Origin of the sequence: Brachybacterium sp. AOP3-A1-3, from assembly GCF_052378285.1 — a bacterium.
GTDB lineage: Bacteria > Actinomycetota > Actinomycetes > Actinomycetales > Dermabacteraceae > Brachybacterium.
In genome coordinates this window covers 238,531-260,575 of the sequence record NZ_JBQSXM010000004.1, presented here as the reverse complement: position 1 = coordinate 260,575, position 22,045 = coordinate 238,531, and the positions used below count along the sequence as shown (strand labels likewise).

Below are 22,045 nucleotides of genomic sequence, written 5' to 3'. Positions count from 1 at the left end.
ACGCCGACGAAACGTGACGAGCGCTCACGCGGAGGGATGCCCATGACGAGCCAGGAACCACCCGCCATTCTCGAGGTTGCGGCCTCGCAGTTCGCTGAGCACCGCTCGAAGCTGTACGCCATCGCCCACCGCACACTGGGCTCGCCGTGGAGCGCCGACGACGCGGTCCAGGAGGCATGGATCCGCCTGCAGCGCGCCGACATCGCTGCGATAGACAACCTCGAGGCGTGGCTGACCACGGTGATCTCGCGCGTGTGCATCGACATGATCCGCCAGCAGAGCAGTCGGCGCGAGGACCTTCGGTGGGACGGCGCCGAGGAGTCGGGAGCCGCGGCCGAGCGAGGCGGCGCGGGCGACACCGGAAGCGTGATCGCACCGGACGTCGACGGCTCGTCGGCCACGGATCCTGTCCATACCGTGATGCGTTCTGAGGATCTCGCCGTGGCGATGCAGGTCGTGCTCGACACGCTCGGCCCGCTCGAACGTCTCGCGCTGGTCCTGCACGACGTCTTCGCGCTGTCCTACGCCGACATCGCCCCCATCGTGGAGCGCACGCCGGTGGCGGCCCGCCAGCTCGCCTCCCGGGCCCGGAGGCGCCTGCGCACGGTTGACGTGGGCGAGGTCAGGCAGCGCCAGGAGGCGGCGATCATCGCCTTCCTCGAGGCTGCCCGCGGCGGGGACTTCGGAGGCCTGCTGCAGCTGCTCGATCCGGAGATCGAGCTGCGCAGCGATGACAGTGCCGTGGAGATCGCCTCCGAGGGCGCCGAGCACGGTGCGCCGCTGCTGGAGCAACGGGTGCGCGGCGGCGACGCGGTGGCACGGGTCTTCGCCGGCCGGGCCGAGCTCACCCGCCTGGTGCTGGTCGGCGACGTCCCCGCCGCCGCCTATGTCGCCGACGGGGTCGTGCAGGCGATCTACCTGGTCACCCTCGACGCGGACCGCATCGCCCGGCTCGACGTCCTCGCGGCCCCGCAACGTCTCGCCGCCCTGCCGGCGAAGATCCGGTAGGTCCTGCCTGCCGGCGACGTTGCCGCGGACCCTGCCGGGGATCCTGCCGGCGTCGCTGCCGCGGACTCTGCCGGCGACGCTGCTGGTGATGCAGCAGGAGGCTCTGCCGGAGTGCCCGGACGAGATCGCTCCAGGGTGCAGCGGGGCTGCACCCGTTCACTCCGGTGTAGGGGGAGCACTGCGCTCGCTGGGGTGATGCGGGCCCTGCCATCTCGTCCCTAACGTCCTCGGTATCACCGAGGAGAGCGAGCCATGACCACCACCCAGACGGCCCGACGTGCGATAACCGCGCCGACAACGCCCACAGCACCCGTAGCCCCCGCAGCACCCACCGGGCGTGACCCGGTGATCGATCTCGTCCGTGCGCTGTGCGTTCTCGCCATCGTGCTGCTCCACGGCCTCCAGATGGGCGTCACCGTGGGCCCGCACGGCCCGGTGCTCGAATACGCCACCGTCGGAGCGTCCTGGTACCCGCCGGTGACCTGGCTCCTGCAGGTGATGCCGGTCTTCTTCGTCATCGGCGGTTTCTCCGGGATGCTCGCGTTCCGGCGGCTCCGCGACCGGGGCGGCACCGCGACGGATTTCGTCGTCGGCCGCGTGCACCGCCTCCTGCTGCCCGCCGTGGTCACGATCTCCGCGGTCGCCGTCGCGCTCGCCGTGCTCCACTCCCGCGGAGTCCCGGCGGGCCTCCTCCTGGAGGCAGGAGTGCGCTACGGCCAGCCCCTGTGGTTCCTCGGCGTGTACCTGGGAACCCAGGCCGTCCTGCCCGCGATGCTCCGCGCCCATGAGCGCGCACCCCTCGCCGCGCTCACCACCCTCGCGGCGGCCGCCCTCGGCGTCGACACGCTGCGGAGCCTGAGCGGAGCGGACGCCCTCGGCTACGCGAACATCGCCCTCGTCTGGCTCGCCCTGCAGCAGCTGGGCTTCTTCCTCGCCGACGGACGACTGGACGCGCTGCGCCCGGTGACCCGCGTGAGGATCGGAGGTGCAGCCATCGCGCTCCTCGCCGGGGCGTTCACGCTCGGCCTCTGCTCGCCCGACCTCATCGCCCACCTGAACCCGCCCACCTCGGCCCTGCTCCTGGTCGGCGTCGCGCAGACGGCCGCGTTCACCCTCCTGCGGCCAGCGCTCGCAGCGCTGATCGCGCATCTGTGGATCGCCGCGGTCACCGCGTTCGTGACCGCCCGCACCATGACGATCTACCTCTGGAACCTGCCGGTCCTGCTGACCATGGCGGGGGTATCGGCCTATCTCGCTGAGCACGGCGGGCTGCTGCTGCCGGAGCCCTCCGGGCTGCTGTGGTGGACGCTGCGGCCGTCGTGGCTCGTGCTGTCGCTCGTGCTCACCGCAACGGTGGCGTGGGCCCTCGGAGGCATCGAGCGCCGTCGGCTCCACCGCCCCACGGACTCACCGGCCCGGGCGCTGCAGGCCGTGCTGCTCGCGCTCGTCGGCGTGCTGATCCCGCTGCTCGCGGGCACCACCGTCCTCACCGCGACGGCCGCCGCCGGGCTGTTCCTGGCGGCGCTGTCGAGGGTCCAGGCACCGCGGCCCACCGGGGCTGCCCAGGCTTCCGGAGCCGTGCCGCACGTCGAGACCCGTCAGATCACGGGTGCTGCCAGTCGATGAGCTGGGCGGACCCGACCGGCACGGGCCGACGGGTGAGCACGTGCGGGGTCCCGTGGAACCACGCACCGCGTCTGCCCGTCTCCGCGAGGTGCGCGATCCAGTCGGCGCTGCGCGGCGTGGTCTCGTGCGCGGTGGTGAACGACTGTGGATCCACCGCTTCGACCTCGCGCGGATCGATGGGCTCGCCGGTGGTGCTCAGGCGACGCTCGAAGAGCACAGGCCGGTGGACGTCGTCGATCGCGATCGCCCAGAACTCCTGGGACGGAAGCTCCGTGCCCGCGATGTCCCGCCAGGCGCGCCAGATCGCGTGAGGGTGGATCGGGGTCAGGAACACGGCCTCGGTCCACCGCGCCTCGAGCAGCGGGATCCACGTGTCCCGGAGCCGGCGTCGCTCGGGGGTGTCGTCGTACTTGGCCAGGGCCCGCTCGTACGCCGCGGGATCGGAGGTGGCGAGATCGCTGAGGGGGAGCACCGAATCTGCCGCGGCGTTCGCGGCCGTGCGGGCATGGAAGACGCAGCGCTGGGGGAGCATCGTCCCATCCTCCCTCGGGCCGGCTCCGCCTGGACTGTTCTTCAGAGGCGGCTTCTCCAGACCAGACCAGACCGGACCAGACCAGACCCCGCCAAGCCTGGACGGTGCAGGTATGCGCCGCTAGCTCCCCGGTGCGGTCAGGATCCGCAGTGCGTGATCACGCTCGACGCGTCGGCCGAAGGTCTGCACGTCGGCCTCGACCACCCCTCGGTGCTCGGCGACGTAGGTGCGGATCCTGGCCTCGAGAGCGCTCGCCGACGGGGCGTGCACGGCGACCGGCGGATCCAGCACCGCGCCCACGAGCGTCGGCCCTTCGGCGTAGTACACGTACAGCACATGTTGCACGGACGGGCCGAAGAGTTCCTCCCGAGCCCTCTCCGGGAGATCGTCCAGACGGGTGAAGAAGGTCGTGGAGGACTCGGAGCCCTCGGCCCGGTGCCGGGCGCCTGAGCGCCCCACGCCCGCAGGCGCCGTCATCTCGGCGCGGGCGCGGAGCTCGAGAGCTGTCAGCGGAGTAGAGCGGTGGGTGGTGTCGTGCGCTGCGGCATCAGGAGCATCAGGAGCATCGAACACATCGGAGCGGTCCTCGGGCCGGACGGGGTCGTGTCGTCGGGCTGGTCCTCGGGCATCGTCGTCGTCGTCGACCATGTCTGCCTCCTTGCGGGTGCGGTGGCTCCCAGTATCCGCGTGACCGTGCGGCCGGTCGAGCCCTGCGCCGCCCCCGAGGTCATTCGTGCAGGCCAGCGCGCTGCAGGGTGCGGCCGAGCTTGTCTGCGAACAGCTCGATCGAGCGCTCGTCATGGCCGCGCAGATGCTCGAGCGCGGCGAGCGCCGTGAGAGCCACGTCCAGCAGCTCCTCCTGCACATCCTCCTCGCTGTGCGTCACGCCCTTGCGCGGGTTCTGGCCGGTGGCCCCGATCTGCGCGGCGTCCACCTCGCCGGCCTCCTCGGTGATCTTCGCGAGCCGAGCCCACGTGGCGGCTTCGGGATTCCGGTCTCGATTGCCCTCGTCGATCCAGGTGCTGAGCGCGGCGATCCCGCGGGAGAGGTCGGTGCTGTCCATCGCATGAGTCTCCCGCATCACCACGGCCGCGGTGTCGCGCGCGAGTGGTCGCACGCAAGGGAGCCGTACCTCGTGGGAGTGCGCCGCGTGGGAGTGTGCCGCGTGGGAGTGCGCAGAGCCCCCGGGGCCGTCGCCATCGGCAGCGTCCGTCCGGGTTCAGTGCCAGTCCGGGCTCGGAGTCAGTCCAGGCAGAACTCGTTCCCCTCCGGATCTGCCAGCACGAGGAATCCGGCGCTGAGCGGTTCCTCGGGCTCATGCCGTGCGAGGCGGCTGGCCCCGAGGGCAAGCAGGCGCTCGCAGGTGCTCTCGAGGGCGGCCATCCGGTCGTCGCCGTGGAGCCCCGGGGCGCTGCGCAGGTCCAGATGCACCCGGTTCTTGGCCGTCTTGCCCTCGGGGACCCGTTGGAAGAAGACGCGCGGCCCGGAGCCGTCCGGGTCCTCGAGGGCAGAGGCGTTGTTGCGCTGGTCGTCGGGGACTCCCAGACGCTCGAGGAACTCCTCCCAGGCGTCCAGCGGATCCTTCCCCTCCTCCAGCTCGACACCCGGAGGCGGCGGATGGATGTAGCCCAGCGCCTCGCGCCAGAAGATCGACAGCGAGCGGGGATCGTGGGCATCGAACGTGATCTGGACGGTGGTGCTCATGGGATTCTCCATCTGAGCTGGGGTGCGGGGTGCGAGCTGCGGGTTGGGACGTGCGGGTTGGGAGAAGGAGGCGAGCTCGGCGAGGGGTGACGACGGCGGGCTGCGACCGCAGAGGAGTGGTTCGCAGGTGACATGGCCTGCCTCTCTGCGCAGCACCCTTGTCACGACCACTGTGCTCTTGGGCGCGGACAGAAGCTGTCCGCTGAAGCACAGAAGCCGGTCCCGTCGGTCGGACACGGCGCTGGCGGCCTACCCTCATCTCATGCGTTCCTTGCTGTGTCTGGATCTCGGCACCTCCGCCGCCAAAGCCGCCCTCCTCGCCCTCGACGGCACGACGAGAGCGCAGGCCAGCAGCGGATACAAGACCTTCACCGCGGCCGATGGCGGTGTCGAGCAGAACCCGGCCGACTGGCTGCGCGCTGCCGAGGACGCGATCACGCAGCTGCTGCGCGGGGCGGACGAGGAGCCCGTCGCCCTCAGCATCACCGGGCAGATGCAGGACCTCGTGCTCCTGACCGAGGGAGAGCCGGTTCCCGCGATCCTCTACAGCGACACCCGCGCCGCCTCCGACGCCGCAGAGATCCGCCAGATCCTGGGTCGGGAGGGCAGGACCGCCGTTGAGGAAAGCTCCGATGATCCGGGCCAGGACGGTCACAGCGGCCAGGGCGGCCAGGACGGCCAGCGTGCGGAGTGCGGGGGATCGGCGGATGCGGTCTGGGAACGGATCACCGGCAATGAGCAGGACGCGACCAGCTGCGCCGCGATGTTCCGCCGCCTCTCGCGCACCTCTCCTGACGTCGTCGGCCGCGCCCGGGGAGTCGTCTTCGGCCCGGCTGGATACCTCGTGCACGCCCTGGGCCTCGGGGCCTGGTGCGATGTGACCACCGCGTCCGCGACCGGGCTGCTCGACGCCCGGACCCGACGTTGGAGCGACCCGGTCGCGCGCGCCGCCGGGCTGAGCAGGGCGATGCTGCCGGAGCTGACCAGGGCGATCGGTCAGGTCGTCGGCCGCACCGACGAGTCCGCCGCAGACCTGCTGGGCCTGCCCGTCGGGCTGCCCGTGATCCTTGCGCCCGGGGATGCCGGCGCGACCACGCTGGGGATCGTCGGCCTCGACGAGGGCGACGAGTACGCCTACCTCGGTACCAGCGGATGGCTGGCCGCCGTGGTCCCGGAGACTCGACGGGACCACGAGGATGCTGGGTCCGACAGGCCGCGCGACGCGATATCGCCCGACGGGCCGGCTCCCGGGATCTCGCACCATCTGGCCCTCAGCGGGCAGGACGATTCTTCCGCGCCGTCGCCGTCGCCGTCGCCGTCGTCGTCGTCCACGTCGTCCTTCGCGCCCCCGTCCTCGTGGTCCTTCGCGTTCCCGTCATCCCCACCCTCGCCGTCGCGGACCCTGCGGATCTCGGCCCTGCTCGCCGCCGGTGCGGCGGCGGAATGGGCGCGGGGAGCGCTGCTGGCCGGGATCACGGCCGAGGAGGCCGATGACCTGCTCGAACGCCGGGAAGTGGAGCATGGTCGCGGACCCACAGGCCTGCTCGCGCTGCCGTCGATCCATGGGGAGCGCTACCCCGTCCGCGAGCCGGATCTACGGGCGGCGATCATCGGCATGGGGCCGAGCACCGAGGCCATCGACATGTACGCGGCCGTGCTCGAGGGCGTCGCGCACGCGCTTGCTCACGCCGCCGTGGAGAGCGCGGCCGGTGTGACGGGCCCCGTGGTGGGTGCGGCTCTGGCCTCTCCGAGGGAGCCAGCATCGCCGGGAGAGCCAGCATCCCTGGGGGACACGGCACTGCCGGGGGAGCCGGCGTTCGCGCCGCGACCGCTTGCTGTCGCGGGGGGAGGAGCCGGCTCCGAACCGTGGATGCGGATCCTGGCCGACGTCATGGGCCGTCCCGTGCGCGTCGTCGAGGAGGCCGACGCGGCGCTGCTGGGATGCGCTCTCGCGGCGGCGGACGCCCTGCAGCTCGAGCACACGATCCGCCCACTCGCCGATCGGGACGGAGGGCGAACGGTGGAGCCGGACCCGTCGGCCGTGCGCCGTCACGCCCGCTTCCGCCGCGGCCACCGCGCTCTGTACCTGGCCGTCGCCGAGGTGGGCGCTCTGCGCTGAGCTGTGGGTGGCGAGTCGTGGATGGTGCATCGCGCGCGGAAGCCTTGGTCTGCCGACTGCCGACTGCCGACTGCCGTCTGCCGTCTGCCGTCTGCCGTCTGCCGTCCGCTGCCGCTGCCGCTGCCGCTGCCGCTGCCTGCCGTCCGCCGACCTCTGTCCGATTGCGGCCTCGCGGGATTCTTCCCAGAATTCTCCGTCGACCCCTGTGGGTCGCATAATTGGGGAGGAAAGGTGGCGACGGATACGCCTCGCAGGTCAGCGGCACGTTGCGTCGACCAGGTGCGATGATGCGAGCGGTTAACGGTCGGTAATTTCCACGGAGTTATCCACATTCGTCGAAGAGGCTTTCGATTGCGACGAGATGCGTGGACGATGGAACCATGCTGATGCCGACACCGCCAGAACCAGCCGAGGGGCCTACGGGTCCGTCGGCGCATCTGGCTGAGCTGCGTGCGGGTGGACCGCGTGCGATGGCAGGGCTCATCGGCGACATCGGCTTCCTCCTCGGCTCGATCGCCTCTGATCCCGCGACGATGTTCGTGGTGGAGGATCGTGGGCGGGACACCTACGTGAATCTGCTGCGCACCGTGCAGGAGGCGCGCGGCATCCTCGACACCATCGAGGCGCGCACCGTGGTCGCGATCGGGGACGCGACCCGGAGCGAGCAGGTCCGCAGTGCTCAGGACGCCGTCGGCCCTGAGCTCTCCGCCATGCCACCGCTCGAAGAGCTGCACGGCAGGGCCGACGGCAAGACCCGTCGGGACATCTCCCTCATGACCAGGAGATCCCCGTCCGGTGCCGGTCGCACCATGGCCTCCGCCCGGCGGCTGGTGGAGTCCATGCCCACCCTGCTCGAGGCGATGGCGTCGGGCCAGGCAGCGACGGACTCCGTCTACGCGGCGGCCGATGCGACAGGTGTCCTGGACGATGACCAGCGCGCACAGGTCGACGCTCTCCTCGGGGAGCGCCTGCCGGACCTCGACGGCGCGGGCACACGGCGATGGAAGCAGGCAGTCGCGCTGGCGATCGGGGGCCTGGATCCCGAGGGCGAGACGATCCGGCACCGTCGCGCCCGCAAGCAGCGTCACGTCACCTTCACGCCCGGCGCCCACGGCATGGCCACGATCAGCGCCTATATGCCGGCGATCGAAGCGCGTCTCGTGCACAAGAGGCTGATGCTCGAGGCCGAGCGTCGTGTGGTCGCCGGGAAGAAGGGGCCGCACGGTGCGCACATGGCCGATGTGCTGCACGATGCTGTGCTCCAGCCCGAGAACACCGCCGTGCAGACGACACTCGACGTCGGCGTGATCATCACGGACCGGGCGCTCTTCCATCCGGGCAGCGGAGATGTTGCCCAGATCGAGGGATACGGTGCGGTCCCGGCGGAGGCCGTGCGCGCCCAGCTGCTGGCCGTCACGGCAGCTCCCAGCTCCTCCCAGCAGGATCCCTTCGGTGCGGATGGCCCGGCGATCCGTGCGGTGATCCGCCGGCTGTACACGCATCCGACCACCGGTGAGCTGGTCTCCATGGACTCTCGCGCTCGAGCCTTCCCGCCGGCCATGGCGCGCTTCCTCACCTGGCGCGATACGTCCTGTCGCGGCCCCTTCTGCAACGCCGCGATCCGTCAGCACGACCACGTCAAGCCCTCTGCGCGAGGCGGTCCCACGAGCCTGGACAACGGGCAGGATGCCTGCTTGCACTGCAACCAGAAGGAAGAGGACGCACTCGAGGTGGAGCGCGTCGAGGATCCCGAGCGGCCGGGACACCGTGTCGCCTGGACCGGCTACGGCGGCACGACTCGGACCACGACCCCGTCACCGCTCGTGGACCCCGAGCGCCCAGCACCGCAGGCGGAACCGGAACGCACAGCACCGCAGGCGGAACCCGAACCCACAGCACCGACCGTGGACTCCGAGTCGGCAGCAGGCGACGACGCAGAAGACAGAGGCCGCTTCACCGACGCGACTCAGGACGACGAGTGCGGTGACGACCCGCCCTGAACGGCCCTGAACGCGGGGTGATCCGAGGGGCTCCCCTCAGTAGGCTGATGCGATGATCCGACACACCGTCTCCTTCTCCCTCGTCCACGCTCCCGATTCTGCCGAGGAGCACGAATTCCTCACCGGTGCTCCGGCCGTGCTGCGCGCGATCGACGGGGTGCAGGACTTCACCGTCTCCCGACAGGTCAGCCCGAAAAGCAGCTACCGCTTCCAGTTCGCGATGAGCTTCGAGGATCAGGACGCCTATGTCGCCTATGACCAGAGCGACGCCCACCAGGAGTTCGTCGCCTCCCGTTGGCAGAGCGAGGTCATCGACTTCGAAGAGCTCGACTTCGTCGCCTACTCCTGATGAGCACAGGCGGCCAGGCCTCCACGGGTGCGGAATCTCCGGGTGCGGAATCCCCGGGAGCGGAACGAGTGGAGCTCCGCCCGATGCGCGAGACAGTGCGCGGGCGAAAGATGCTGCGGGAGCGGATCTCGCTCGCCGTCCTGACCCTGATGGCGCTCGGGGCGGCACTCGCGCTCCTCGTCGTGGCGGCGATTCGCTCCGACGCAGCCCTGGCCATCACCGGAGTCGTCATCGGCGTGGTCAGCGTGCCGCTGTTCGCCTACGTCGGGTTGCTGGCCGTCGGCGCACTGCGCACCACCTGCACGGTGCACGACGAGGGTGTGTCGATGCGGCAGACCTGGGGTGCCCGCAAGAGCATCCTCTGGCGGGACGTCCATGCCGTGGAACCCGCGCGAGCAGCACATGGTTCGTACCGCGTCGCCGTGCATCTGCGCGACGGCGAGGTCGTCCTGCCTGATCGGCTGAACCTCCTGCTGCCCGGCGGCACCGCCGAAGAGCTCGCGCAGCATCCCGACGTGCAGACCGTGGTCGAGCACTACGCACGCTGGTGCGAGCGCCACGGCGAGCCGCCCCGGTTCGTCGGCTGACTCCGCACCGCGGGCGCTCGGCCCGGCCTGTGGTCCGGCCTGTGGCCCGGCCCAGATCGTCCCGGTCCTCTACCGGACCAGGCGCCGGCCCGATGCAGGGACAGGCGCCGGCGCGATTCCGAAACAGGCGTCGGTCCGATGTCGGAACAAGCACCGGCCCTCCGCTCGATGGTGAGGGGAGGGCCGGTGTCATGCGTACGGGGGCGTGGTCGATGCGCTACCCGACCAGGGCTCCGGATGGTCTGCTCAGGACTTCACTGCGCCCTGGGTCAGGCCCGAGATCACCCACTTCTGGGTCAGGATGTAGACCACGACCGCGGGCGCCATCGCCATCAGGTACGACGCGAAGGCGATGTTGTAGTTGTTGCTGAACTGGGTCTGGAACATCTGCTGCAGCACCGGGAGCGTCTGCAGCTCGGGGTTCGTGGTGATCAGGCTCGGCATCATGAAGTCGTTCCACGAGCCCAGGAACGCGAAGATCCCGACCGTGGCGGACATCGGCGCGAGCAGCGGGAAGATCAGCCGTGCGAACACCTGCCAGGTGGTGGCGCCGTCCACCCGCATCGACTCCTCGAGCGAGAGGGGGATGGAGCGCAGGAACGCCGTGAACAGCAGCGTGTTGAAGGCGAGAGCGAACACGATGTGCAGGATCGCCACGCCGAGCGGGTTGTCCAGCCCCACGATGCCGGTCAGCTTCACCTGCGGCAGAGCCACCACCGGGAACGGGATGAACATCGCGGCGAGCAGGTAGAAGAACGACCAGCGGAACAGTCGACGGTCCCAGTTGCGCACGATCGCGAACGCCGCGAGCGAGGAGATGACGATCTCGCCGGCCACGGAGATCGCGGTGATGAAGGCGGAGATCGCCAGGCCGCGCGGGAAGTTGGTCAGCTGCCACGCCTCGCGGAACCCCTCGAGGGAGAACGGTGCGGGCAGGGAGAACGCGGACCCGTCGACCGCCTGGGCGGTGGTCTTCAGGGACATGTTCACGGTGACCAGCAGCGGGACCAGCACGGCGAGAGAGCACACGATGAGGATCGCGGTGAGCGGCCAGTTGAAGCGGTCGGTGCCGATCCCCGTGCGTCGGCCCGGGCGTCGACCCGGGCGCCGCGCGGGTGACGTCGGCCCCGACGCTCCGGAGGCCGACCGATCGGAGACAGGGGTGGAGGACTGGGTGGTGCTCATGCTCCGAAGCTCGCTTTCCCGGCGGTGAGCCGAAGCTGGAGGCCGGCGAGGATGATGGTGATCAGGAAGAACACCGCGGCATTCGCCATCTGGTAGCCGTAGTCGCCGCCGCCGAAGCCCTTGAAGATCGACATCGCGATGGACGTGGTGGCGGTGCCCGGGCCGCCGTCGGTGAGGCCCACGATCACGTCGTAGGCGTTGAGGAAGCCCTTGAAGCCCAGGATCGTGTTGATGAGGATGAAGCCGGAGACCATCGGCAGGGTGATGCGCATCAGCCGCTGCCACCCCGAGGCCCCATCGATCGCGGCCGCCTCGTACAGCTCGGCCGGGATCGTGACCAGACCGGCGATGTAGATGAGCATCGCGCCGGGGATCGCGGACCAGGCCGTCACGATCACGATGCCGAGCCAGGCCAGGTTCTCGTTGGCCAGGATCGACTCGGCGATCACGTCGATGCCGAGCGCCTGACCCAGAGCGGGCAGCGAGTTGGACAGCAGGAACTTGAACACGAACGCGATGATGATCCCCGAGATGACCATGGGGATCACGAAGATCGTGCGCAGCGCCGTCTGGAAGCGGATCTTCGAGGTCAGCATGACCGCGAGGGCGAACGCGAGGATGTTCACGAGGATCACCGTGATCAGGGCGAAGCCCAGCGTGAACACATAGGCGCTGAGGATGTTCGGGTCCTGGAACAGCGCGATGTAGTTGCGCAGGCCGATGAACTCGTAGTCGCCGAAGCCCACGGAGTTCGTGAAGCTGTAGAAGAAGCCGACGACGGCCGGCAGCGTGATCACCAGGGTGAAGATCACCAGGGCGGGGAAGAGGAAGGCGTAGTAGACCGGGTCGACCTTGCGTCGGGATCGGTTCTGCGCCGGGGCGGGGGAGCTCCCGGGGCGAGCGGCGGGCTCGCTCTCACGGGTTCTCGGGGCGGGAGATGTCTGCGCTGACATGGTGGGCGTCCTTGGGGTCGACGGCGGGTGGGCCGCTCAGGCGCGGTAGGCGAGCCGGGCGAAGTCGGAATCGATCTGAGCGAGGATCGGCTCCGGATCTGCTCCGAACACGATCGACTGGAGATAGTTCGGGAAGGGGATCGTGGGCGGGACGAACTGCGAGGCGCCCATGTAGAAGCGGCCGTCGTCGTAGTACGGCTGCATCTCGGAGATGCGCGGATCGCTCACCTTCGGGGCGTCATCGGTGGTGGAGAACGCGAGGGCCAGCTCGTTGTAGGGGAACTGGATCTCCGGGAGCATCAGGTGCTGGAGGAACTCCCGCGCCCCCTGCTTCTCGTCGGCCTGCTCCGGGATCCACAGCGACAGGTCGATGTTCACGCGGATCTTCAGATCCTCGGGATCGCCCGTCGCCGGAAGCGGGAACGATCCCAGCTCGACGTCCGTGCCGGCCTTCTCGATCTCCACCAGCGCCCAGGGGCCCTGGAGGTACATGGCGGCCTCGCCCTTCGCCATCGCCGTGTTGCCGTCGCCGTAGCTGCGGCTGGAGGCGTCGTCGTTGAAGTAGGGCAGCAGTTCGAGCATCTGCTGGACCGGCTCGAGCAGGGTCTTCTGGAAGGACACCTCGGAATCGGGGCCGACGTCCTCGCCGATGTCGTTGAGCTGGGTGAAGAACTCGCGCACGTCGACCCGGCCGCCGATGACGTAGTCGAACAGTCCCTGCGTGATCGTCCACAGCTCGGGGAAGGTGCCGTAGATCGGGGTGACGTCGGCGGCGAGCAGGTCCTCGCACACCGAGAGCAGCTCGTCCCAGGTGGTGGGGACCTCCAGGCCGTTGTCCGCGAAGATCTGCTTGTTGTAGATGACGGAGGAGGCCGCGACGGAGTAGGGGATCACGCTGGTGCGCCCCTCGTACCCGGGGTACCAGTCCACCAGGTCCAGCACGTCGTCGCGGACCATGCCGGCCTCGGGGAGGTCCGAGAGGTCCGACAGGGCGCCGCGCGCCATGAAGCGGTTCATGTCGAGGTTGTAGTTCTGCAGGGCGAGATCCGGCGGGTTGGAGCGCACGAACCCGGCCTGCAGGTTCGTCGCCACATCGTGGATGTAGGTGTAGTCCGACTGCTCGGCGTTGAACTCGCTGACCAGCTCTCGGAAGTGCGAGATGACCTCGCGCTTGGACTGGTAGAAGGTCACGCGTGAGCGGCCCGATGAGCTGCAGCCCGCGAGCCCGCCGGTGGCGAGCACGCCGGCGGCGCCGGCTCCCGCGGTGAGCAGGGAGCGACGGGTCGGGCGACCGGTGCTGAAGGGTCTGGGTGACAACGGTGTCTCCTCGGCGGCATCGCAACTGGTAAATTCAGTTGCTAGATTTAATGCTTGGAGAAAGTATGGTGGGCGTCATAGCGGACGTCAAGGAGGTGGGTGCAGGTGGGCATGAGCGTGTCGACGAGCGTGCTGCGTCGCCTCAACATCGAGGCGCTGCTGCGCCACGCCTTCGCGTCGGGGACCTTCACGGCCGCCGAGGCGATGGAGGCCACGAGCCTGACCCGCGCGACGGTGCTGGGGCTGTGCGACGAGCTCACGGCGGCAGGCTGGATCGAGGAGGCCGAGGACAGCCGCGCCGCCGGTCTCTCCCGTCGCGGCCGACCGGCTCGCCGTCACCGTCTGCGCTCCGGGGCGGGCCTCGTGATCGGCATCGATGCCGGGCGCAGCGGCTACCGCGCGATGGCCGCGGACCTGCGCGGCACGGTCCTCGCCACCGGTCGGCGAGAGCTCGATCCGGATGTCGTGGACCGCGAGCTGCGGATCAGCACCGTCCAGGAGCTGGTGCGGGAGGTGCGCGAGGCCTCGGCCTCCGCCGCGCCCCTGCTGGTCACCGTGATCGGGATCCCGGCCCCCGTCGACACCCAGGGACGATCCCCGATCGACGTGGGCACCTTCTGGCGCCTGATGAACTCCGGGTTCCCCGAGCATCTCGACGGCCCCGTCGTCGTGGAGAACGATGCGAACCTCAGCGCCCTGGCCGAGCACGGGCTGCACCCTGAGGCGAACATGGCCGCGCTGCTCGTGGGGGAGCGGGTCGGGGCTGGGCTCATCGTCGACGGGCGTCTGCTGCACGGTGCGCTGGGCGGCGCGGGCGAGATGCGCTTCCTCGAGACGATCCTCCAGGACGACATCGGCGCGGAGGGCGTGGGGTCGCTCGCTCGCCGCTGGACGCGCGAGGGCCTCGCCGCCGGGCGCGAGTCGCCCCTGCTCGCGGCGCTGCCTGCCGAGGCCCTCACCGCGGTCGACGTGTTCGCCGCCGCGCAGGCCGGGGACGCCCTCGCGCGGGACGTCCTGGACCGGATCGGCGAGCGCATCGCCCGGATCGCCGCCATCCTCGTGAGCCTGCTCGGCATCGAACGGATCGTCCTGGCCGGCGCCGTCGCCTCCTCCCTGGAGCCCGTGCTGGTCCGGGCCCGGGAGGTGCTCCCGGACATCGCCTACGCGCCGTTTCCCGAGCTGGTCGCGAGCGGTCTGGGACGTGACGCCGTGGTGCGCGGGGCGGTCGAGCACGCCCTCACCCGCCTGCGGGAGGACCCTCTGGAGCTTCTCGAGCCCCTCAAGCCCCCGGACAGTCCGTAGATCTCCCCGCCCCTCGCACGAGGGGACGGGCACCCTTCGTGTGCGGCCCGGGATCTCCGGCCGACGCGAAGACCACCGAAGACCACCGAAGACCCCGATGAGAGGACCACGCACGATGACCGAAGCACTTCAGCCGGACGCCGCAGCACAGGGGAGCGACCGCCGCCTGCGCGTCGGCGTGATCGGCCTGGGCTGGGCCGGCCAGCAGCACGTCGCCGCCTACGCCGCCGACCCGACCGTCGACCTCGCAGCGATCTCCGCGATGGAGGACCACCTCCTCGCGCAGTTCGGCGACCTGCATGACGTTCCCGGCCGCTACCAGGACTGGCAGCAGATGATCGCCGAGGCCGAGCTGGACGCGGTCTCGATCGCCACCCCGACGTTCCTGCACGCCCCGATGGCGATCGCCGCCCTCGAGGCCGGCCTGCACGTGATCACCGAGAAGCCGATGGCGGAGAACGCCGAATCCGCCGCCCGCATGGTCGAGGCCGCGAATCGCGCTGGTCGGGTGCTCGACGTGTCCTTCAACCACCGCCAGCGCGGAGATGTCACCGCGCTCAAGCAGGTCGTGGACTCCGGCGTGCTCGGCACGCTGTACTACGCCAAGACCGGCTGGATCCGTCGCCAGGGCATCCCGGGCCTGGGCACCTGGTTCACCAAGGCGAAGAGCTCCGGCGGCGGCGCCATGATGGACATCGGCATCCACATGCTCGACATGGCCCTGCACCTGATGGGCGAGCCGGACGTCACCGCGGCGTCGGCCTCCACCCACGCCGAGTTCGGTCCGCTGGGCCGCGGCGGCTCGGGCTTCGGCATCTCCCAGGTCGAGGAGGGCGTGCCCTTCGAGGTCGAGGACCTCGCGACGGCCTTCCTGCGCCTCGAGGGCGGCGGCACGCTGCTGCTGGAGTCCAGCTGGGCGCAGTGGATCCCGCACGACCTCTGCTACGTCACCCTCTATGGGGCCGACGGCGGCGCCACCATCGAGTGGGGCGGGCCCGACGGGCCGAGCATCACCGTGTGGACCGAGGTCGCCGGGATGCCGGCCGTGCTGGAGCCGGTCGTCGGCGAGGACGGCCGCCACGCCGCCGCCGTCGCGGGCTTCCTGCAGAAGGTGCGCTCGGACAGCTGGGCCGAGCACAACGGGGCGCTCGCCCTGCGCCGCGCCGAGGTCATCGACGCCTGCTACGCCTCCGCGAAGGCCGGGGCCGAGGTCGCGATCGGGGCCTGATCCTCTGCGGGCTGGGCCCGCCGAGCCTCACGAGCACACGGCACGGGCCGATCGCGAACAGACGCGATCGGCCCGTGCCGTGCGTGGTGGGGCGAGTGGTGGTGCGAGGGGAGCCCTCAGCCCTCCTCGACCTCCGGCAAGACATCCGGGTTCTCCTCGAGCCACTTGTCGATGGCCTCAGCTTCCTTGCCATCGCCGAACTCGTTGACGACGAGGTCCTCGAGGGAGTTGTACTGCTTGTCATCCAGCTTGATGCCGCCGATGAACTCCGCGGCGTCCGCGAAGTCGTCGCCGAAGCCCGTGCGGGCCAGGAAGTGCAGGCCCTCCTTGTCGCCCATTGCGCCCTCGGGATCCTCGAGGTCGCGCACGGGGAAGGCCGAGTTCGCCCAGAACGGGCGCCACAGGGTGACCACGATGTCGGTCTCCGCCTCGGTCGCCTTCTTCAGCTCGCTGAGCATGGCGGTGGTCGAGGAGGTGACCAGCTCGTACTCGCCCTCGAGCTCGTAAGTCGGCATCATCGAGTCCTGGGTGACCCCGGTCAGACCGGCGCCGGGCTCGATGCCGATGATCTTGCCGCCGAACATGTCGGCATTGCCCTTGAGATCGGCGATCGACGTGATGTCGGTGTAGTCCGGAACGGCGATGGTCAGCACTGCGCTGCCGTAGTACGTGGCGAGATCATCGATGTCCTCGCCGTACTTCTCCATGTACTCCTTGTGCGTGACCTCCGGCCACGCCGAGGGGTACACGTCGATGTCGCCCTTGGCGAGTGCGGCGTAGAGAGCAGCGGGCTCGCTGATCTCTTGGTGCTCGACGTTGTAGCCCATGGCCTGCAGGCGGTTGTCGAGCAGGTAGGCGGTGCTCAGCCCATCGGTCCAGGAGGGGACGTAGCCCAGGGTGATGGTCTCGCCGGTGTCGGCGCCACCGGTGCTCGCATTGTCCGAGCAGGCCGCGAGGCCGAGCCCCATGAGACCGGCCGAGCCGACGAGGGCGGAGCGGCGCGTGAGCGGGCGGGAGATGGGGGTGCGTGCGGTGTGCATTTCAAATTCTCCTTCGATCGAGGTGCGGTGGGTCGGGGGTGCGCGCCGTCGAGGGCGCGCACGGGTCAGGTTGTCGGGGTGAGGCGTCGTGCCCGGGCCCGTTGGATCGCAGCGAGCAGTGAACCGGTGTACGAGCCGCGATCTCCGAGGGCGGCCGTGAGGCGGTCGAGGTACACCGCGAGGATGACGACGCCGAGCCCGGCTTCGACGCCGAGTGCGAGGTCGAGGCTGGAGATCGCCGCGACGACCTCCTTGCCCAGGCCAGGAGCGCCGATCATGCCGGCGATCACGCCCATGGACAGGGACAGCATGATGACCTGATTGACACCGGCCATGATCGTCGGGACGGCCAGCGGAAGCTGGATGCCACGGAGGATCTGCCAGGGGCTCGCACCGAACGCCTCACCGGCTTCGACGGTCTCTCCGTCGACCTGGCGGATGCCCAGCTCGGTCATGCGTACGCCCGGGGGCAGCGCGAAGATGATCGTCGCGACCATGCCGGGTACGACACCGATGGAGAAGAAGGTGACGGCAGGGATGAGGTACACGAATGCCGGCATGGTCTGCATGAAGTCCATGCCGGGACGCACGATGCTGCTGACGACCCGGTTGCGGGCGGCGAGGATACCGACGGGTACGGCGATCAGCACCGCGATCACAGTCGCGACGAGGACCAGCGCCATCGTCTCCATCATGTGCACCCACTGCTCCATGGACAGGACCAGAAGGAACGTCAGCGCCGTGCCGAGGGCGAGCTTCCACGAGCGAACGATCCAGGCGATCAGGGACAGGATCACGATCATCACGAGCGGCTCGAGCGCTGTCAGCCCGTAGGTCAGGTTGCCGACCAGGAAGTTGAAGATCGTGCTGATGAGGTCGAACAGTCCGCTGGCGTTCTGCGTGAGCCAGTCGATGCCGGACTCGGCCCAGTCGCCGACGGGAATACGGGGGATGAGGCTGTCATCGGGGTTCATCGGTTCTCGTTCCCCTCGTGGTCGGTGGTGTCCCGGAAGCCGGTCTGCTCTCCGCGTCCGAATGCGGCGTTGGCCGGAGCGCCCGGAGTGCCCGGAGAGGGCGGCGAAGTCGGTGATCCGTCGGCTGCGGCGCCCGCCGCAGTCAGGAGCGTCACCCGTGGGATGACGCCCTCGAACCTCCCGTCGTCGTCCACGACGACCAGCGGGTTGAGGTGCTGCGCGGCCGGGGCGAACAGTTCAGCGATCGGGGTGTCGTGCCGCACGATGTGCACGCCGTGCGCGGGGGTCAGCGGGAGGTCGTCACGACCGGACTGGACGGCGTCGGCGATGTCGTTCTCCCAGATCACGCCCGCCGGCGTGTGGTCACGGTTCAGGACCACGAGCCAGGGGTTCTGCGTCTCGCGCAGCAGCTTGTGGGCGGTGCGCGGACCCTGCGCGGCACCGAGCACCTCGGGGGGATGCTCCATGATGGCCGACGCGGTCAGCACCCGGCTGCGGTCGACGTCCTGGATGAACTTCGCGACGTAGTCGTTCGCCGGCTCGTTGAGGATCTCCTCGGAGGTGCCCACCTGCACGATGCGTCCATCGCGCATCATCGCGATGCGGTCGCCGATGCGCATGGCCTCGTTGAGGTCGTGCGTGATGAACAGGACGGTCTTCTCCAGCCGCTGCTGCAGGTCGATGAGCTGGTCCTGCATGTCGCGTCGGATCAGGGGGTCGAGGGCGCTGAAGGCCTCGTCCATGAGCAGGATGTCGGTGCCGGCCGCGAGCGCTCGGGCCAGGCCCACGCGCTGCTGCATGCCGCCGGAGAGCGCCGAGGGGCGGTAGCCCTCCCAGCCCTTCAGGCCGACCATCTGGAGGGCCTCGCTGGCCTTCGCCTCGCGCTCCGAGCGGTTGAGGCCGGAGATCTCCAGGCCGTAGGCGGCGTTCTCGCCGACGGTGCGGTGGGGGAGGAGGGCGAAGTGCTGGAAGACCATCGAGATGCGCTTGCGGCGCACTTCGCGCACCTTGGCGGGGGACATCGCCGAGAGCACCTGGTCACCGATGCGCAGTTCGCCGTCGGTCGCCAGGAGGAGCCCGTTGACCATACGGATGAGGGTGGACTTCCCCGATCCGGACAGCCCCATCACCACGAACATCTCACCGGGGTCGACGCTGAAGCTGGCGTCGATGACCGCTGCGGTGAGTCCGTCCTCGCGCAGCTGGTCCCGGGTCCTGCCGGAGCGGAGCGCTTCCACGCCCCGGGCGGGGCGTCGACCGAAGACCTTGTACAGGCCTTCCGCGGTGATCACTGGTGGCACGAGGGCTCCTCTGGCTGTTGACATCTGGCGTGACGGATCGGCTCCCGAATGCGTGTTCCCCCGGACGCCTGGGCACCGGCCCGACACGCCATCTTCACAAGACCGTTGCGCATCGGCAAACGGCTTGTGCCCAGGAACAGGGCTTTTGTCCCGCCGCGGGCCATCGAGCCCCGTGAACTCCGCGCGACGAGTCCGTGCGCCATTACGGGGTATGGCCTGGGGCGACTACGGGGAGCGCGATGCCCGGAACCTGGTGTCCGGAGTGTCCGACAATCCGGAGATAACTATTCGATCACGCAGGTGAAAGCTGTCTGGCATGTCACCGCTGATGAGCCGAGACAGTCAGATGTTCTGTGGATCAGATGCGCCGTGGATCGGGACGTTCGGCAGATCGGGACGCGGCAGATCGGGATGCGGCGGCCTTGGATGCGGCGGCCCTGTACGCGGTAGCTCTGGGCTCGGCCGGTCAGGCGCGGGTCGGCAGCGTCTCCGCCAGGAAGCCGAGGGTCTGCTGCCAGGCGGATTCGGAGGCCCGGGCATGGTGGAGGGCGGGATGCGGGTTGTCGAAGGCGTGGCCGGCCCCGTCGTGGAGCTCGAAGCGGACCTGCTCCCGCGCGCCGCCGGCGGTGACGGCCTCGCGGATCTGGGTGACCTGATCGAGGGGGATGAACGCGTCGGCGGTGCCGAAGTGGTGCAGGCTCGGGACCGTGACGTCCTCTGCCTGGTCGAGCACCGTGGGCAGAGCGGAGCCGTAATAGCTGACCAGCACCGACGGGGAGCGGTCCTCCCGAGCGGCGGCGGCCGCGGTGGTGAACGCGAGCCCTCCGCCGTAGCAGAAGCCGAGCAGCCCTACCCGCTCCGCGTCGACCGTGCCGTGCGCGCGCAGGGCGTTGAGGGAGGCGAGGGCGTCTGCCTCGGCCCGCTCCCAGGGAAGCAGCTGGGCCAGGTCCATGCCGTCGGCGAGCCAGGACTCGGCGTCCTCCCCGTCCTCCAGGCCCACGACCGGCGGGTCGAGACGGGCGAACAGCTGCGGGGCGAGCACCGCGTAGCCGAGAGCTGCGAGATCCGCGCAGCGCTGCTGCATGTAGTCGGACAGGCCGAAGATCTCCTGCAGCACGACGAGGCCGGGGGCCGGCTGCTCGAGGTTCTCGGGCAACCAGAGCAGTCCGGGCAGGTCGCCGGCGTCGGTGGGGATCAGAAGCGTCGTCGCACTCACGTCGCGACTGTACCGCGAGCAGGCTCAGGAGAAGAGCGCGACCCCGTAGATCGCGGCGAGCAGCAGGTGGGCGATCCCGTACCACCTGGTCATCCTCGCCGCCCGCGCCGAGAGGGCGCACAGCGCGAGGGTCACGCCGAGCAGCACGAGGTTCGTGGGGGACTCGGCGAGAACCACTCGCTGCCCGGTGAGCAGGGAGATCACCAGCACCGTCGGGATCGTCAGGGCGAAGGTCGAGACCAGGGCGCCGTGGCACAGATTCACCACCCGCTGGATCTCTCCGCCGAGCGCCGCCCGCACGGCCGTGATCGACTCCGGCGTGAACACGATCATCGCGATCAGCACCCCGCCGAGAGCCGCGGGTGCGCCGAGCCGGGCGAGACCCTCGTCCAGCAGGCCCGCCATGTGGTGCGAGAGCAGCACGATCGGCAGCACCGTGGCGACGAGCAGCGCGGAACGAGCCAGCAGCTCGAGGCGGTGGGTGCGAAGGGCCGGCCCGATCCCTGGGGTGGATGGGGTGGATGAGGTGGAAGGGGTGGATGAGGCGGAAGGGGCGGATGAGACGGATGAGACGGATGGGGTGAATGGGGAGGACGACGCCGACCCAGCCGCAGACGCCGACGTGGAAGAGACAGCGTCGGGGTCGCGGACGACGTCCTCCGGCGCCGCTCGGCAGCCGGTCTGTGCTGCGTGGCGACCGGTCTGTGCTGCGCGGCGACCGGTCTGCGCTGCGCGCGGGCCGGTCGCCACCTCCTGGAAGTCGGGGGCACGCACGCCGGTCTGGCGTCGGAGGAACACTGCGTACAGCGCGATGGCCGCGCCCGCCACCACGGCGGCCTGGACCGGGCGCAGCGAGCCTTCGTCCCCGATGAGGGCGGGCAGCGCGAAGGCGCTCGTCGCCAGGAGCACCAGCATGCCCACGTACATCGAAGTCCCGGTCCGGTTCGCGGTCAGGCCGCCGTACCGGACCCCGGCCATGACCAGGCAGAGACCGAAGACCAGATTCAGGATGATCATCGCGACCGCCATCACGGAGTCCCGGGCGATGGTGGCGTGGTCGCCCTCGCCGAGCATCACAGCCGCGATCAGCACCACCTCGATCACCACGATGGAGAGGGTCAGCACGAGCGTGCCGTAGGGGTCGCCGAGGCGGCCGGCCAGGGCCTCTGCCTGCTGCACGACTCCACCGGCGGCGAGCACGATGACTGCCACGATCGCGGTCAGGATCGCCAGCAGGCCGAGCGAGGACAGCGGGGACGGGAGCACCGGGACGAGGGCGGCGAGCGCGGCGACCGACGACCAGCCGACGACGAGACGCAGGATCGCGGACGGCGTGAGGACTGCGCGGGCGAGCCGGGGGCCGGTGAGGGCGGGGGAGCGGTCGAGCGACGGCATGGGATCGTCCTGTTCCGAGGCCGTCCTCGTCGGAGCTCCTGCGATCGGGTCGTCCCGGTCGCGGCGTCGCCCGTCTCCGGGACGACGCACCTTTCACGGTAGGCGACGACTGCGGTGCTCGGAAGCACCTGGTGAGCGATCTGACCGCCTGATCGCCGACGCGCGAAAGCCGTCAGCTTCTGGGAATCGTGTCGATGCCGACCAGTCGA

At 70.0% G+C, this 22,045-nt stretch carries 20 protein-coding genes; 8 read left to right on the top strand and 12 right to left on the bottom strand.

The features are described 5' to 3' along the window. Positions 1-42 precede the first annotated feature (42 nt). Positions 43-1,008: a sigma-70 family RNA polymerase sigma factor gene (locus tag ACT3T5_RS08410; RefSeq protein ID WP_444594138.1), complete on the top strand. Its 966-nt coding sequence runs from the start codon at positions 43-45 to the stop codon at positions 1,006-1,008. 252 nt (positions 1,009-1,260) lie between these two features. Continuing rightward, entirely contained in the window at positions 1,261-2,634 is a 1,374-nt protein-coding gene (locus tag ACT3T5_RS08405) for an acyltransferase family protein (RefSeq protein ID WP_444594137.1), read from the top strand. Here ACT3T5_RS08405 and ACT3T5_RS08400 read toward each other — a convergent pair. The 4 genes from ACT3T5_RS08400 to ACT3T5_RS08385 form a co-directional block, all read right to left on the bottom strand. Continuing rightward, entirely contained in the window at positions 2,612-3,166 is a 555-nt protein-coding gene (locus ACT3T5_RS08400; protein ID WP_444594136.1) for a hypothetical protein, read from the bottom strand. The genes ACT3T5_RS08405 and ACT3T5_RS08400 overlap by 23 nt on opposite strands. A 120-nt stretch (positions 3,167-3,286) precedes the next feature. Continuing rightward, on the bottom strand, positions 3,287-3,814 hold the full coding sequence (locus ACT3T5_RS08395) for a hypothetical protein (protein ID WP_444594135.1): 528 nt from the start codon (positions 3,812-3,814) through the stop codon (positions 3,287-3,289). A gap of 79 nt (positions 3,815-3,893) precedes the next feature. Beyond that, on the bottom strand, positions 3,894-4,229 hold the full coding sequence (locus ACT3T5_RS08390; protein ID WP_444594134.1) for a MazG-like family protein: 336 nt from the start codon (positions 4,227-4,229) through the stop codon (positions 3,894-3,896). A 179-nt stretch (positions 4,230-4,408) separates the two neighbouring features. Continuing rightward, the gene (locus tag ACT3T5_RS08385; protein WP_444579846.1) at positions 4,409-4,870 is read right to left on the bottom strand and encodes a VOC family protein; all 462 of its coding nucleotides are present in this window, start codon (positions 4,868-4,870) and stop codon (positions 4,409-4,411) included. Positions 4,871-5,132: 262 nt separating this feature from the next. On the opposite strand from ACT3T5_RS08385, the gene ACT3T5_RS08380 reads away from it, so the two are divergent. From ACT3T5_RS08380 to ACT3T5_RS08365, 4 genes are all read left to right on the top strand, one after another. Next, complete coding sequence (locus ACT3T5_RS08380) at positions 5,133-6,989, top strand: FGGY family carbohydrate kinase (protein WP_444594133.1); 1,857 nt, start codon at positions 5,133-5,135, stop codon at positions 6,987-6,989. Between the two features lie 470 nt (positions 6,990-7,459). Then, positions 7,460-8,989 carry a DUF222 domain-containing protein gene (locus ACT3T5_RS08375; RefSeq protein WP_444579849.1) on the top strand — a complete coding sequence of 510 codons (1,530 nt, stop codon included), beginning with the start codon at positions 7,460-7,462 and terminating at the stop codon, positions 8,987-8,989. A gap of 52 nt (positions 8,990-9,041) precedes the next feature. Further along, on the top strand, positions 9,042-9,338 hold the full coding sequence (locus ACT3T5_RS08370; protein WP_444579850.1) for a Dabb family protein: 297 nt from the start codon (positions 9,042-9,044) through the stop codon (positions 9,336-9,338). Positions 9,339-9,421: 83 nt separating this feature from the next. Then, a complete protein-coding gene (locus tag ACT3T5_RS08365) occupies positions 9,422-9,925 on the top strand; it encodes a hypothetical protein (protein WP_444594132.1) in 504 nt (167 codons plus the stop codon). A gap of 246 nt (positions 9,926-10,171) precedes the next feature. Here ACT3T5_RS08365 and ACT3T5_RS08360 read toward each other — a convergent pair whose 3' ends face one another. Genes ACT3T5_RS08360 through ACT3T5_RS08350 form a run of 3 tightly spaced genes read right to left on the bottom strand, consistent with a single transcriptional unit; the run spans position 10,172 to position 13,380 of the window. After that, positions 10,172-11,110, bottom strand: a complete 939-nt coding sequence (locus tag ACT3T5_RS08360) for a carbohydrate ABC transporter permease (protein WP_444579854.1) — start codon at positions 11,108-11,110, stop codon at positions 10,172-10,174. Then, on the bottom strand, positions 11,107-12,063 hold the full coding sequence (locus ACT3T5_RS08355; protein ID WP_444579856.1) for a carbohydrate ABC transporter permease: 957 nt from the start codon (positions 12,061-12,063) through the stop codon (positions 11,107-11,109). The genes ACT3T5_RS08360 and ACT3T5_RS08355 overlap by 4 nt, the downstream gene beginning before the upstream one ends. 36 nt (positions 12,064-12,099) lie before the next feature. Continuing rightward, the gene (locus ACT3T5_RS08350; protein WP_444594131.1) at positions 12,100-13,380 is read right to left on the bottom strand and encodes an ABC transporter substrate-binding protein; all 1,281 of its coding nucleotides are present in this window, start codon (positions 13,378-13,380) and stop codon (positions 12,100-12,102) included. A 111-nt stretch (positions 13,381-13,491) separates the two neighbouring features. Between ACT3T5_RS08350 and ACT3T5_RS08345 the strand changes: the two genes are divergently transcribed. Continuing rightward, entirely contained in the window at positions 13,492-14,682 is a 1,191-nt protein-coding gene (locus tag ACT3T5_RS08345; RefSeq protein ID WP_444594130.1) for an ROK family protein, read from the top strand. Positions 14,683-14,797: 115 nt separating this feature from the next. Next, positions 14,798-15,910 carry a Gfo/Idh/MocA family protein gene (locus tag ACT3T5_RS08340; protein ID WP_444594129.1) on the top strand — a complete coding sequence of 371 codons (1,113 nt, stop codon included), beginning with the start codon at positions 14,798-14,800 and terminating at the stop codon, positions 15,908-15,910. A gap of 116 nt (positions 15,911-16,026) precedes the next feature. Here ACT3T5_RS08340 and ACT3T5_RS08335 read toward each other — a convergent pair whose 3' ends face one another. The 5 genes from ACT3T5_RS08335 to ACT3T5_RS08315 all read right to left on the bottom strand — a co-directional run bounded on the left by ACT3T5_RS08335 (position 16,027) and on the right by ACT3T5_RS08315 (position 21,836). Beyond that, a complete protein-coding gene (locus ACT3T5_RS08335; protein ID WP_193116724.1) occupies positions 16,027-16,950 on the bottom strand; it encodes a glycine betaine ABC transporter substrate-binding protein in 924 nt (307 codons plus the stop codon). Positions 16,951-17,015: 65 nt separating this feature from the next. After that, a complete protein-coding gene (locus ACT3T5_RS08330) occupies positions 17,016-17,924 on the bottom strand; it encodes an ABC transporter permease (protein ID WP_444594128.1) in 909 nt (302 codons plus the stop codon). Then, positions 17,921-19,249 (bottom strand): quaternary amine ABC transporter ATP-binding protein, encoded by a 1,329-nt coding sequence (locus ACT3T5_RS08325; RefSeq protein WP_444577994.1) that lies wholly within the window; start codon positions 19,247-19,249, stop codon positions 17,921-17,923. The genes ACT3T5_RS08330 and ACT3T5_RS08325 overlap by 4 nt, the downstream gene beginning before the upstream one ends. Before the next feature lie 442 nt (positions 19,250-19,691). Continuing rightward, complete coding sequence (locus ACT3T5_RS08320) at positions 19,692-20,441, bottom strand: dienelactone hydrolase family protein (protein ID WP_444594127.1); 750 nt, start codon at positions 20,439-20,441, stop codon at positions 19,692-19,694. Positions 20,442-20,465: 24 nt separating this feature from the next. Beyond that, positions 20,466-21,836, bottom strand: coding sequence for a calcium:proton antiporter (locus tag ACT3T5_RS08315; RefSeq protein WP_444594126.1), 1,371 nt, complete (start codon positions 21,834-21,836; stop codon positions 20,466-20,468). Between the last annotated feature and the right edge of the window lie 209 nt (positions 21,837-22,045).